Genomic DNA, 13,445 nt, shown 5'->3' with positions numbered 1-13,445 from the left:
CAAGCAACGGACTTTCGAGCTTGCTGCTGTTTATTCCTTCTATAAAAAGCGGATCAAGCGGGTACTCATACCGACCTGGTTCTGGGCATCGGTGGTCGTTGTGCTGGTTTGCTGGACATGCAACGCGATCAGCCTGTTTACGAGCTGTAGCCGATTCTTGGCATTACGAGCAGCGCGGCATTCTTTCTGGCCAATGTCTACAACTCTATTCACGAAACCGACTTCGGCTATTTCTGGTCGATCGCTCTCGAAGTTCAGTTTTACCTGTTCTTTCCGCTGCTCTTGCTGCTTCGTCAGTACTTCTGGTGGGCGGTGATAGGCATTCTGCTCTGGTTGAGCTTCGCCAGCCCATTCAGCCCCGAATGGTTGTACCGCGCCAATGCGCTGTTCGCCGGGCTGCTGGTCTGGAAGCTTTCCACGCTTGAACCATTCAAGCTGGTAGAGCATGAAATCAACCAGCTGAGGTCTGGCATCAAGGCCGCGGTTTCAATCGGTGCCGTGGTGTGCGCGGCGCTGATCGCCGGTGCGCTGGCAGATCTGGCCTCATTTCGCTGGACTGCCGCAACCCTGGTGCTTGGCGTTTGCTTCGTGCTCAACGCCTTTTCCAGCGACGTCGTATTTGGTGTGCTCTCGCGGCCTATCGAAGCAATCGGCAGCCTGTCGTTCTCTTTATATCTGTGCCACATCCCGGTCTGGCTGTTTACCATGCACTGGCTCGCGGGTATCCCCATCCTGCCGCGATTGACGACGTGTGTGACGCTGTCCCTGATCGCGGCGTTTCTCAGCTTCAGGCATATCGAGAAACCGCTGATGACGAACGCAGCCAAGCCGGAAGCTGAACAGCCGCAATCTGAGATGGCTTACCAGCGCTGATATGGCCGGTCCGCAGCTTTCAATTACCAGTTGCCGGGCGTCAGGCCTCGTCATCGACCGAGATTGCACCCAGACAGCGCAGGCGATGCTTGCCGCCGTCGAGTAACCAGACGTCATCATCAACCAGGTGCTCGGCCTCCATCACCTGGTTATAGCTGAAACGCCAGACGCGTCGCTCGCGCCCGTCAACGCCCTCGATGGTCAACACGATTTGCTCGCTGGCGAATGGCAGTTCCGCCTCGGCCGCTGCGTCGGCTTCGTCGAGCAGGGCCTCATCGAGTTCGAACTGCCAGGCGTGGAGGGCGTCGATCTCCAGCATGTCGGCGGCTTCCAGTTGATCCAGCAGATACGGCGTCTCGGTGTGCATTGATTTTCGTCCATTTGGAAATGCGACCGGCTTACCCGATCGATTGGCTGAGTCGCTATTTAACCCTGTGCCAGTGACACGAGCCAGTATCGCTGCGCCGTGACGTGCCTCGGCCACGGGCGGGCGTCGACCAGTGGTCGTAAAGGAGAAGCGGGCAGCGGCCGTTATACAGATCGCATACCGAAAACGCATCGCAATCCCAGCCAATCGCAACAGAGTCGCTTCGGCTGAGACACAGGCCCTGGCCATGGTTGCTGCACTACTAAAGGTGATCTGCCGTGACCTTGCTGCTGCGCTTTCCAGAAAAATGTAGTTCGGAGTTGATGCTGTCCATGACATCGTACGAGCAAGAGCGGCTGTTCGCCCTAAGGCAGTTGAATCTCTTGGATACCCCGCCCAGCGAGAGCTTCGACCGAATCACGCGAATGGCTAGCCAGCTATTTGACTTGCCGATTGCAGCGGTCTCCCTCACCGACAGCGACCGTCAATGGTTCAAGTCACGCGTCGGGGTGGAGCATAGCGAAATCCCCCGATTCAAGGCGTGCTGCGGCGAAGTCGCTGATACGTCCGGGATGCTCGTGATCAATGATCTGCTCGCGTCGCCGTATTACAGCGACAGCACGCTCGCGCATTCAGGGATTCGCTTCTACGGAGGTGCTCCACTGGTGACGCGCGACGGCTACACCCTGGGCGCCATGTGCGTGCTGGGGACTGAGCCTCGCTGCATCTCCGAGCAGGAGCAAGCGGTCCTGCGTGACCTGGCCTCCATGGTCATGGGCCAGATCGAGATGCAGCATGCCTATGGCCGCGTTGATCCGCTGACCGGCCTGGCCAACCGCAGCCAGTTTCTCGAGGACCTCGATGATCTTGGTCGCGACCAGCCGGGCAAGACGCTTTATGCATTCTTCACTGACCTGGTGGACATGTCGCAGATGATATCCATCCAGCGAGTCATGGGCCCTGCGTTCCTTGACAAGCTCGTCAGGTCTGCCGCGTCGCATTTACAGCGCTTATTGCCCGAAGGCGTCCGTCTTTACAGCGTGAGCCCTTGCCAATTCGTGCATGTGGTCGAGGCCAGTGGCGATGGGGAAGCGGTTCGCTTGGCAGCCGCCTTGCACGCTGAACTCGCGGCCCTGGCGCCGGATGATTCCGCTTCAATGATGATGCGTCCTGCCATAGGTGTTGCACCGTTCCGGTTGGGTGAGCGCCTTGCCGAGGATGCGCTGCGCATCGCTCACTGCGCCTGTCAGGATGCCCGGCAGGAGGAGATGGGCGTCGGGCTCTACTCCAGCGAAATCGATGCGCGTCATCAGCGTCGCTTCCTGCTGCTTGCAGATTTCCGTACCGCATTGACCCACGCTGGCCAGCTGCGGCTCGACTATCAGCCGCGTGTCGATATGAAGACCGGCGCATGTGTAGGCGCCGAAGCACTGATTCGGTGGGAGCATCCGTTGCTGGGCAACATCTCACCTGTGGAATTCATCCCGCTGGTCGAGCAGACGCGTCTGGCGCGTCCGCTGACGGCATGGGTGGTCGCCACCGCAGTCGATCAAGCTGCGCAATGGCAGCGCATGGGCTTGCAACTCTGCATCTCGATTAACGTCACCGCTTTGAACCTTGAGGAAACGGATTTCGCAGACACGTTGATTGCTGCGCTGCTCGAACATGACCTGGCCCCGTCAGCTATCGAGCTGGAACTGACGGAAAGCGCCCTGATCAGCAACAGTCCAGCGGCGTCCAGCCAGTTGTCGGCATTGCAGCAGGCGGGCATCAGTATCGCCATCGATGACTTCGGAACCGGTTACAGCAGCCTGTCCTATCTGCAGAAGATTTCGGCCCAGGTGGTGAAGATCGACCGCTCTTTCATCACAGCGCTCGACCATCGCGTGCGCAGTCAGACGCTGGTCAAATCAATGGTGAATATGGCGCATGATCTCGGTTACAGCGTGGTGGCCGAGGGTATCGAGGAGCCTGAAGTCTATGAATTGCTGAAGGCTCTCGGCTGTGATGAGGCTCAGGGATATCTGCTCTCGAAACCCCTGCGCGTCGAAGCTTTCGAGCATTGGCTCGCTGATCGCTAGACGCCTAGCCCGCGGCTTCGGCTGAAGACTCAGTCGCTCCAACGGCAAGTGTGACCGATCTGACGGGCCGATGAAACCTCAGGCCGTTACCGTTATGGCCGTGCGCCAGCCGGGGCGGCGCTGTGCCCGACATCAGGCGTCGTAGCCAAGGTTCGGCATCAACCAGCGCTCGGTGACTGCCATGCCCTGGCCTTTGCGTGTGCTGTAGCGCTCGGCCTGGTCCTTGTCGATCTTGCCAACGGCAAAGTACTGAGCTTGGGGATGGGCGAAATACCAGCCGCTGACTGCAGCTGTCGGGTACATGGCGAAGTGTTCGGTAAGGGTTACCTGGCTGATCCCGTCGGCATCGAGAAGCTGGAACAGCGTGGCTTTCTCGGTGTGATCAGGGCAGGCAGGGTAGCCCGGGGCAGGGCGGATGCCCTTGTACTGCTCCTTGATCAGCTCGTCATTGCTCAACTGCTCCTCCGGCTCGTAACCCCACCAGTTCTTCCGAACCTGCTGGTGCAACCATTCAGCGCAGGCTTCAGCCAGGCGGTCGGCGAGCGCTTTGACCATGATCGAGTTGTAGTCGTCCCCGGCGTCCTGATAGGCCTTGGCCACTTCCTCGGCGCCGATTCCGGCGGTGGTGATGAAGCCGCCCACGTAGTCAGTCACGCCGCTGGCCTTCGGTGCGACGAAGTCGGCGAGCGAGAAGTTCGGCTTGCCATCGGTCTTGATCGTCTGCTGACGCAGATGATGCAGGGTGGCCAATGATTCGCCGTTGTCGCCGTATACCTGAATGTCGTCTTCGTCGACCTGATTGGCGGGCCAGAAGCCAAAGACGGCGCGGGCTTTTATCAACTTCTCGTCGACCAGCTTGTTAAGCATTGCCTGCGCGTCGTTGAACAGCGAGGTAGCTGCTTCGCCGACGATCTCGTCTTCGAGAATGCGCGGGTACTTGCCTGCCAAGTCCCAGGAGATGAAGAAAGGCGTCCAGTCGATGTAATCGACCAGGGTGCGTAGGTCGATGTCTTCCAGCACCTTGCGACCGGTGAAGGTCGGCTGTACGGGCGAATACTCAGTCCAGTCGAATTTCGGTTTGACGGCAATGGCTTCGGCGTAGCTCAGTCGTTCGGTGCGAGCGCTGCGGTTGGCTGTGCGCTCTCGGATCATCGCGTACTCTTCACGGGTCTTCTGCACAAACACCGGCTTGAGCTCTTTCGACAGCAATGTAGTTGCCACGCCGACCGCGCGTGAGGCGTCGGTCACGTAGACCACCGCATCGTTCTTGTAATGCGGATCGATCTTCACCGCGGTGTGGGCCTTGGAAGTGGTGGCCCCGCCAATCATCAACGGCAAGTGGAAGTCCTGTCGCTGCATCTCACGGGCCACGTGGACCATTTCGTCCAGCGACGGGGTGATCAGGCCGGACAAGCCGATGATGTCGCACTTCTCGGCAATCGCGGTTTGCAGGATCTTCTCGGCAGGGACCATGACACCCATGTCCACCACGTCGTAACCGTTGCAGCCGAGCACCACGCCGACGATGTTCTTGCCGATGTCATGCACGTCGCCCTTGACCGTCGCCATCAGAATCTTGCCCTTGGCTTCGGGCTTATCGCCTTTCTCGGCTTCGATGAAGGGGATCAGGTGTGCCACCGCCTGCTTCATCACCCGCGCCGACTTGACCACCTGCGGCAGGAACATCTTGCCCGAGCCGAACAGGTCGCCCACCACGTTCATGCCGGACATCAGCGGGCCTTCAATGACCTCAATCGGGCGCGCGCACTGCTGGCGGAACTCCTCGGTGTCCTGAACGATGTGGGTCGTGATGCCCTTGACCAGCGCATGCTCCAGCCGCTTCTGAACGGTGTAGCCGCGCCACTCTTCGGTTTCCGCCTCCTTGACGCTGCCGTCGCCTTTGAACTCGTCGGCGATGGCAAGCAGCGCTTCGGTGCCGTTGGGCGTGCGGTTGAGCACCACGTCCTCGACGGCGTCACGCAGCTTCTTGGGGATCTCGTCGTAGATTTCCAGCTGGCCAGCGTTGACGATGCCCATCGTCAGGCCGTTCTGGATGGCGTAGTACAGGAAGACCGAATGAATGGCCTCGCGCACCGGGTTGTTGCCGCGGAACGAGAAGGACACGTTCGACACACCGCCCGAGGTTAGCGCATAGGGGAGGTTTTCACGGATGTAGGCACAGGCTTCGATGAAGTCCACAGCATAGTTGTTGTGCTCTTCGATGCCGGTGGCGACCGCGAAGATATTTGGGTCGAAGATGATGTCTTCCGGCGGGAAGCCCACTTCATTTACAAGAATGTCGTATGAACGTTTGCAGATCTCGCGCTTGCGGTCGGCCGTGTCCGCCTGACCAGCTTCGTCGAACGCCATGACTACCACGGCGGCACCGTAGCGTTTGCACAGGCGGGCATGGTGTTTGAACGCGTCGACGCCTTCCTTCATGGAGATCGAGTTGACGATGCCCTTGCCCTGGATGCACTTGAGGCCAGCCTCGATCACTTCCCACTTGGAGGAGTCGATCATGATCGGGACGCGGGAGATGTCTGGCTCGCCAGCGATCAGATTGAGGAAGGTCACCATGGCCTTCTCTGAATCCAGCATGCCCTCGTCCATGTTGATGTCGATCACCTGCGCGCCGGCTTCTACCTGCTGCAGGGCGACTTCCAGGGCCTCGGTGTAGTTGTCTTCGCGAATCAGCCGTGCAAAGCGGGCCGAACCGGTGATATTGGTCCGCTCTCCGACGTTTACGAACAGCGAGCTGCGATCAATTGTGAAAGGCTCCAGGCCTGACAGGCGGCAGGCTTTCGGAATATCGGGAATGGCGCGCGGCGAGTACTTCGCAACGGCGTTGGCAATGGCCTCGATATGCGCCGGTGTCGTGCCGCAGCAACCTCCGACAATGTTGAGAAAGCCGCTGGAAGCGAACTCCTCGACCACCCGCGCCATTTCCGCGGGGCTCTCATCGTACTCACCGAACGCATTCGGCAATCCAGCGTTGGGGTGAGCGGAGACGTGGGTTTCGGCTTTGTTCGACAATTCTTCCAGGTACGGCCGCAGTTCCTTGGCACCCAGCGCGCAATTGAGCCCGACCGAGATCGGATTGGCGTGGCGCACTGAGTTCCAGAAAGCTTCGGTCGTCTGGCCGGACAGGGTTCGCCCGGAGGCGTCGGTAATGGTGCCGGAGATCATGATCGGCAGCTCGAATCCGATCTCCTCGAATACTTCCTGCACGGCGAAGATCGCCGCCTTGGCATTGAGCGTATCGAAGATAGTCTCGATCAGAATCAGGTCCGAGCCACCTTCGATCAAGCCACGAGTCGCTTCGGTGTAGTTTTCAACCAGCTCATCGAACGTGACATTGCGATAGCCAGGGTTGTTCACGTCCGGTGACAACGAGCAGGTACGGCTGGTCGGGCCGAGTACACCAGCGACGAAGCGCGGACGGTCCGGCGTTTCGGCCGTCTTGGCATCTGCCGCCTGACGGGCGAGGCGGGCACCTTCGACGTTGAGCTCGTACACCAGTTCTTCCATGCCGTAGTCGGCCTGAGAAACACGAGTGGCGTTGAAGGTGTTGGTCTCAACGATGTCCGCGCCGGCGTCGAAGTAGGCTTTCTCGATGGCGCTGATGGCATCCGGTCGAGTGAGGATCAGCAAGTCGTTATTGCCTTTCAAATCCTGCGGCCAGTCGGCGAATCGGTCGCCACGGTAGTCAGCCTCGTCCAGCTTGTAGCTCTGGATCATCGTGCCCATGCCGCCGTCGAGGATAAGGATGCGATCCTTGAGGGCCTGCTGGAGTGCCTGGAGACGGGCGTTACGGTCGAGCATGGGGACTACCTGAAACGGTGGCAAGAGCCGCGCATAATAGCAAAGCTGCACGCTTTTTGATCACTTGAGACTTTGCATGAAAGTCGCTCATGTTGCCGGCTAGTGCTTTTAGTGCCTGATCAGCTTCCTTGCCCAGTCGTAGATGACACTGATTGATATGTAGTGCACCCGCAGGCTCACGGTGCTGCAATTGACAAGCCAAACGGGTGAATGGATATCTCCTACTAAAACACTAGGACTTTATCCTCCGCAGCGGTTGGCGTACACTCCCGGGCATGTCTGAGAGGAGTTCCCATGAGCGCCATTACCATCACCGAAGCTGCACACGACTACCTGGCCGATCTGCTCGAGAAGCAGAACACGACAGGAATCGGTATCCGGGTCTTCATCACTCAGCCCGGAACCCCCTACGCTGAAACCTGCATCGCTTACTGCAAGCCGGGTGAGGAAAAGCCAGACGACGTGGCCATCGCCCTGCAACGCTTTACCGCCTGGATCGACAGCGTCAGCGAGCCATTTCTGGAAGATGCACTGGTTGACTATGCCACCGACCGCATGGGCGGCCAGCTGACTATCAAGGCGCCGAATGCCAAGGTTCCGATGGTCAACGAGGACAGCCCGCTGAACGAACGCATCAACTATTACCTGCAGACCGAGATCAATCCGGGGCTTGCCAGCCATGGCGGTCAGGTCACCTTGATCGACGTTGTGGACGAAGGCGTTGCGGTTCTGCAATTCGGTGGCGGATGCCAAGGCTGCGGCCAGGCAGATGTGACCCTCAAGGAAGGCATCGAAAAAACGCTGCTGGAAAGGATCCCTGAGCTTAAGGGTGTGCGCGATGTGACCGACCATACCAATCGGGACAATGCGTACTACTAAGCTGTAACAGCCCAAACGGTGGCTGATTCGGCCACTTCTTGGCAAAATGCCACTATTGGTTAGCGTCGCCTCCACGGCGCTTGTTTGCTGAGATAAGCTGTCCCGGTTCCAGAGTCCTGGCTACCTGAGCGAGCGCTGAATGTCTGCCGTTTCCCTGTTGATCTGTGATGATTCAAACCTTGCGCGCAAGCAATTGTTGCGTGCGCTGCCGGCCGCGTGGCCACTGGAGATCAGCCAGGCGACCAGTGGTCGCGAGGCGCTGGAGAAAATTCGCGAAGGCAACATAGATGTGTTGCTGCTCGATCTTACGATGCCGGATATGGATGGATACGAGGTGCTTGCTGCGCTTCGTGCAGAGAAGCTTGGCTGTCAGGTTGTCGTGATATCGGCTGACGTGCAGGACGAGGCGGTACGCCGCGTTCTCGAGCTGGGCGCCTTGGCCTTCATTCGCAAACCCGCCGATCCGGCATATCTGCAGCAGGCGCTCGCTGGACTCGGTATTGCGGGCGGCGAAGTGCCGGTGCTGGGCGAGCGGGGCACCGGGCCCATCGCGTTCCGTGACGCTTTTCGAGAAGTGGTAAACGTCGCAATGGGGCGCGCCGCGGCGCTGCTTGCGAAAGTTCTTGGCGTCTTCGTCCAGCTTCCCATTCCCAATGTGAACATCCTTGAAGTCGGTGAGCTGCACATGGCGCTTGCCGATGCGGCTCAGGGCGACAAGCTTTCCGCCGTGTGCCAGGGCTATATCGGCGGTGGCATCGCTGGCGAGGCGTTGCTGATCTTCCACGACTCGGAAATCGCCGACATGGCTCGCCTGATGCGGGCCGATGAATACCTTGAGCTGGAAATGCTGCTCGATCTTTCGAGCTTGCTGATAAGCGCCTGCCTGAGCGGCATCGCTGACCAGATCGATGTGGTGTTCTCTCAGGGGCATCCCCAGGTATTGGGGCAGCATGCTTCGATCGATGAGCTGATTCTGGTCAACCGCCAGCGCTGGAAAAACACGCTTGCGGTAGAAATCAGCTATAGCCTGGAAGGCCACGATATCCATTTCGATCTATTGTTGCTGTTCACCGAAGATTCGGTTGAGCTGTTGAACCGCAAACTCGCCTACCTGATGAATTAACCATGTCCAATTCCAACGATCTGAGCGGGCTTCACTGGTTGCTGGCTATCGTGCAGAGCATTGATGTGGGCGTTGTGGTGCTGGACCGCGAGTACCGTATAGATGTCTGGAACACCTTCATGGAAAACCGCTCCGGCAGACTCCCCGAAGAGGCGCGGAAGAAGTCGTTCTTCGAGTTGTTTCCCGAGGTTGATGAACAGTGGTTTAGGCGCAAGGTTGAGAACGTCGCTACGCTCGGTACCCCATCGTTCACCATCTGGGAGCAGCGCCCCTACCTGCTGCGATTCAAAAATTACCAGCCGATCACCGGGCTGGAAGATTTCATGTATCAGAACACAACTCTCATGCCGCTGAAGGGGCTTAGCGGTCGAATCGAGCAGATCTGTCTGATCATCTACGATGTGACCGATGTGGCGACCAACCGTCGTCAGCTGCAGGCAGCCAACCAGGAGCTGCAACGCCTGTCCAGCACGGATCGCCTGACAGGTTTGTTCAACCGGGGCCATTGGGAAGAGATGCTGCGGCAGGATTACGCGCGGCACTGCCGCTATGAGCGCAACGCTGCATTAGTGATGTTCGATATCGATCATTTTAAAAAGATCAACGATACCTATGGTCATCAGGCGGGTGACGCGGTGATCCAGCAGACAGCCGAGCTCATACGTCAGTGCACCCGGGACGCCGACATTTCCGGGCGCTATGGCGGTGAAGAGTTCGTGGTGCTGTTGCCTGATACTGACTGTGAGGGCGCAGTAACCTTTGCCGAGCGGCTTCGCCAGTCGATAGAGGCGCATGAGGTGGTTTACGAAGGCCATAGCATCCGATTCACTGTCAGCCTAGGGATCACCGATCTAAGCCAGCCTACCAGTGGCTATGCGCAGCTGATCGAGCGCGCTGACAATGCCTTGTATGGATCGAAGTCGGCAGGGCGCAACCGCCTCACCGTCTACGGCTAGCCATCGCTGTTGGTCGTGCACCGGGCCTTGAGGAAGTTCAGCAACGTGACTTCCTCGCTGCTCATCCATTTACGTTTACGTGCCTTTGGCAGTCGCGCCAGGTCGCCAGAGACGAAGGCCTCGAGCACCTCTGGGTGGATATAGCACTGACGGCAGACTGCCGGGGTGTTGCCCAGTTGCTGGGACACTTCCTTCACCGTTTCGACCAGATTGCGCCGGCCCACGCTTTCCGGCTGCCATTCGCGCTTGCGCAGATAATCGAGTGCCAATGCACTGCCAGCCCAAGTGCGATAGTCCTTGGCAGTGAAGTCTCCGCCCGTGGTTTCCTGGATGAACTGATTGACGTCACTGGAGCTCACCGGGTGGCGCGTGCCGTCCTCGTCGAGGTACTGGAACAGGTGCTGGCCGGGAATATCCATACAGCGGCGCACCATGCGGGCAAGGCGCTGGTTCTTAAGCGTCACGCGATGCTCCACGCCACTTTTGCCACGAAAATGGAAACGGATTGCTGAGCCTCGTACATCGACATGCCGCGTGCGCAGGGTGGTCAGGCCGTAAGAGCGGTTCTGCTTCGCATAGCGCGAGTTGCCGACGCGTATCAACGTCGATTCGAGCAACTGGACCAATAAAGCCATTACCTTATCTCGCGGCATCCCTCGCACCGCCAGATGCTGTTCGAGTCCCTCACGCATTTTCGGCAGCGCAGCGCCGAATGCGATGACCCGATCATATTTGTTGCAGTCGCGGATTTCTCGCCATCGTGGGTGATACCGGTATTGCTTGCGGCCGCGTGCGTCTCGCCCCGTTGCCTGCATATGGCCCTGCGGATCGGGGCAAATCCACACATCAGAGTAGGCGGGCGGAATGGCCAGCTTGTTGATGCGTGATATATCCGCCTGGTCTTTGATCCGCTCGCCCGATGGAAGGAAGTAGGCAAACTTGCCGCGGAGCTTCCTGCGGCTGATGCCCGGTCCGCTGTCGTCTACGTAATGAAGGTCCTCGGGCAGATCTGGGCACAAAGCCGTCCCGGTGTCCGGATATTCATCCGCCGGCACGGGGCGGATGCCTTCGGCCAGCAGCAGCGATGACTCTGTACCCTGATCAGTCAGCATAAGAAACCCAATCTATTACCCGATATCGCTGTGAGTCACCGTCAGCAGGTGACGCAGCTTTGGATCAGTTTTCGCTTTCCTGGGAATTACGCATCAATAGGCGTATGGCAGCGACCAACTCATCGATCGCTTCACGGTAGATAGCAGGGTCAGCTTTGGTCTCCGCAGTGTCGGCAAGCTTACGTGCGGTTTCGAGATGGTCATTTATTGAGGAATAGTCGCCGATCATAATTACGCTCCCGGATTGGTGAGTTCAGAGGCTGCGCAGCGTGGCGCTTGCCCCTAATAAATGACCGAGTCCAGGCCTGGGGGTTCGCGCCGTGCATCAGCGCGAGCGCGGAGTTTTCAGTGCCACTGCCCATTGCGTGTTCTCGCAGCGGGGGCAGACTGCACCCTGATGCTCTTCAACGATCTGCGGATAGCCGCAGCGAGTGCACGCATAAAGACCGCTTGCCGGTGCGCGTTGGAAGGTGGGCCTGTGCTCTGGCGGGAGCACTGACAGACCCGGCAGCACGGAATCTTCGTCATTGAAGAACAGGCTGACGTCGCCATCAGTCTCCAGGATGCCCAGACGAACCTGGCCGAGGTGCTCGACCCCTTGCTGACGCAGCTCCATGAAGAACTCGTCGGAGGAAATATTCAGCTGCTCCAAGCTGTGCAGGTCGTACAGCCCATCCTTGATGATGGTCACGGGCTTGCCTTCCATCCAGCTTGAGAAGCGCTCGTTGCGGGCCATGAACCAGAGCGTCAGCCGATATAGGAGGAGCAGTGTGATGAATACGGTGAAGATCGGCAGAAGAGGCACGTCCTCATAAAACGACACGTCACCCGCTGCAGAACCGAGCGTGAGGATCACAACGAGCTCGAACAGTGAAAGCTGCCGTATGCCCCGTCGGCCACTGATTTTCAGGAACAGAAATACTGCGACGAAGGCGAAGGTTGCACGTAGCGCGACTTCGCCAATGAACAGCGCAGGAAAGTCATCCAGCAGCATTCGCTGCAAATCGAAAGGCGTCATCCCATTCTCGGCAGAAAACTTCAGGTAGGGTTGCCCGGTTGCGCCGGCAATGACCAAGCGCTCAGCGTGATACCGTCCTTGCTTAACTCCAATCTCGCGTTTTCCAGCAACGCCGCTAGATGAGCCGGGGACGCATACTGGGTTCGTGCGATGTGGGCGATGGACAGAATTTCGTCACCACTCGAGCCATGCACGCGCAGCGAAAAGCTGGCATCGCCCTGATCAACGTGGGCTGTAGCCCGACAAGGCAGAAAAGCCATCTGACTTATGCTGACGGCTTCCTCAAGCGATAGATGAGTGTGCATGGCTTGCCTGCTCCGCTTGTCAGGAATTTATGGGCGGCAATCAGTCAGCTGGCTGTACATCGAATACGAGCTCGATCCCGTCGCCGCTGCCGTCACCCACGACTGAACCCTCCACGGGCCTTGGTGAAACCTCACGACCCTTGTAGAACTCGCTGAGTTTCTGCTGCGCGACATCCCGAATATGGGTGATCAGGCCTGTGGTTTGAGTGTCTCGCGGAATGACGTACTTCAACGTCACGCAATGGCCTTCGGGCCCTTCGGGCAGATGGGCCAGCCCACTGCTATGCAATTGATCGTTGACGTAAGCCTGTGCACCTTTCATGACGTTCTCCAGTTGATTCACATACTTCTGGGACCGTGAAACAAGCGAATGGGTCAGTGAGAGGCGAAGCTGGGGCGCGGAGGGCGGGCGGCGGATACAGACAAGGCCCGGCGCTTGCGCTGACGGGCCTCGTTGTGATGAACGGCATCTAAAAGCTGAACGTACTGACTGGCCTGACTGAGCAGCGCCCTACATCAGCTCGACGCGCTGAGGTCGCAGTGCGCGAAGAAATGGTGGACGGCACGGCAGACCACGGCGTACGTCGACCGGTCTCAGGCTGGCATTTGCCAAGGGGCGAGGGTTACGCCCTGACGGCTCAGGTCTGCACGGGCCTGCTTTAGCGACTCGCCGAGTTTGACCGGATCAGAATAAACGCTGCTGGAGAGTTTGCAGTGGCCGACGGCGCGAGATTCGCTGCCATCCAGGACCGTGATGCTGAGTTCGCCGTTGCCTTCGAGCAGCGTCCAGGCGACGCACTGGAACGGCTTGAAAGCGCGATCAGTAATGAGAAGGGCGTCGTTGAAACGAAGCGGGCTGTTCATCGGGCATGTCTCTCTGTGTGATAACCAAAATACGGATTTGAG

Annotated in this window: 13 protein-coding genes; 5 read left to right on the top strand and 8 right to left on the bottom strand. The window is 58.6% G+C overall.

Going from position 1 to position 13,445, the window contains the following annotated elements; all coding sequences use genetic code 11:
• Positions 1–153 precede the first annotated feature (153 nt).
• Positions 154–873 (top strand): acyltransferase family protein, encoded by a 720-nt coding sequence (locus NA619_RS09460; RefSeq protein WP_336605454.1) that lies wholly within the window; start codon positions 154–156, stop codon positions 871–873.
• Between the two features lie 40 nt (positions 874–913).
• Here NA619_RS09460 and NA619_RS09455 read toward each other — a convergent pair whose 3' ends face one another.
• On the bottom strand, positions 914–1,240 hold the full coding sequence (locus NA619_RS09455; protein WP_255961601.1) for a DUF5629 family protein: 327 nt from the start codon (positions 1,238–1,240) through the stop codon (positions 914–916).
• A 332-nt stretch (positions 1,241–1,572) separates the two neighbouring features.
• On the opposite strand from NA619_RS09455, the gene NA619_RS09450 reads away from it, so the two are divergent.
• Positions 1,573–3,321: a sensor domain-containing phosphodiesterase gene (locus tag NA619_RS09450; RefSeq protein ID WP_255961600.1), complete on the top strand. Its 1,749-nt coding sequence runs from the start codon at positions 1,573–1,575 to the stop codon at positions 3,319–3,321.
• A 132-nt stretch (positions 3,322–3,453) separates the two neighbouring features.
• On the opposite strand, the gene metH is transcribed toward NA619_RS09450, so the two are convergent.
• The gene (metH, locus tag NA619_RS09445) at positions 3,454–7,146 is read right to left on the bottom strand and encodes a methionine synthase (RefSeq protein WP_255961599.1); all 3,693 of its coding nucleotides are present in this window, start codon (positions 7,144–7,146) and stop codon (positions 3,454–3,456) included.
• A 294-nt stretch (positions 7,147–7,440) separates the two neighbouring features.
• On the opposite strand from metH, the gene nfuA reads away from it, so the two are divergent.
• The 3 genes from nfuA to NA619_RS09430 all read left to right on the top strand — a co-directional run bounded on the left by nfuA (position 7,441) and on the right by NA619_RS09430 (position 10,104).
• Positions 7,441–8,025, top strand: a complete 585-nt coding sequence (gene nfuA / locus NA619_RS09440) for a Fe-S biogenesis protein NfuA (protein WP_122167472.1) — start codon at positions 7,441–7,443, stop codon at positions 8,023–8,025.
• Between the two features lie 139 nt (positions 8,026–8,164).
• On the top strand, positions 8,165–9,148 hold the full coding sequence (locus tag NA619_RS09435) for a response regulator (protein WP_255961598.1): 984 nt from the start codon (positions 8,165–8,167) through the stop codon (positions 9,146–9,148).
• Positions 9,149–9,150: 2 nt separating this feature from the next.
• Positions 9,151–10,104 (top strand): sensor domain-containing diguanylate cyclase, encoded by a 954-nt coding sequence (locus tag NA619_RS09430; RefSeq protein ID WP_255961597.1) that lies wholly within the window; start codon positions 9,151–9,153, stop codon positions 10,102–10,104.
• Here the strand turns inward: NA619_RS09430 and NA619_RS09425 are convergent.
• The 6 genes from NA619_RS09425 to NA619_RS09400 form a co-directional block, all read right to left on the bottom strand.
• A complete protein-coding gene (locus NA619_RS09425; RefSeq protein WP_255961596.1) occupies positions 10,101–11,216 on the bottom strand; it encodes a DNA topoisomerase IB in 1,116 nt (371 codons plus the stop codon). The genes NA619_RS09430 and NA619_RS09425 overlap by 4 nt on opposite strands.
• Before the next feature lie 64 nt (positions 11,217–11,280).
• Positions 11,281–11,445, bottom strand: coding sequence for a hypothetical protein (locus NA619_RS09420; protein WP_255961595.1), 165 nt, complete (start codon positions 11,443–11,445; stop codon positions 11,281–11,283).
• A 96-nt stretch (positions 11,446–11,541) separates the two neighbouring features.
• Complete coding sequence (locus NA619_RS09415) at positions 11,542–12,234, bottom strand: DUF421 domain-containing protein (protein ID WP_255961594.1); 693 nt, start codon at positions 12,232–12,234, stop codon at positions 11,542–11,544.
• A gap of 20 nt (positions 12,235–12,254) precedes the next feature.
• Positions 12,255–12,539 carry a DUF1652 domain-containing protein gene (locus NA619_RS09410; RefSeq protein ID WP_255961593.1) on the bottom strand — a complete coding sequence of 95 codons (285 nt, stop codon included), beginning with the start codon at positions 12,537–12,539 and terminating at the stop codon, positions 12,255–12,257.
• 40 nt (positions 12,540–12,579) lie between these two features.
• Positions 12,580–12,861: a hypothetical protein gene (locus tag NA619_RS09405; RefSeq protein ID WP_255961592.1), complete on the bottom strand. Its 282-nt coding sequence runs from the start codon at positions 12,859–12,861 to the stop codon at positions 12,580–12,582.
• 272 nt (positions 12,862–13,133) lie between these two features.
• Positions 13,134–13,403 carry a hypothetical protein gene (locus NA619_RS09400; protein ID WP_122167460.1) on the bottom strand — a complete coding sequence of 90 codons (270 nt, stop codon included), beginning with the start codon at positions 13,401–13,403 and terminating at the stop codon, positions 13,134–13,136.
• Positions 13,404–13,445: the final 42 nt, after the last annotated feature.

It is taken from the genome of Stutzerimonas stutzeri, assembly GCF_024448895.1.
Lineage (GTDB): Bacteria > Pseudomonadota > Gammaproteobacteria > Pseudomonadales > Pseudomonadaceae > Stutzerimonas > Stutzerimonas stutzeri_Q.
Note: the sequence above shows the minus strand (reverse complement) of the source record. Positions and strands in the feature narration are given on the sequence as shown.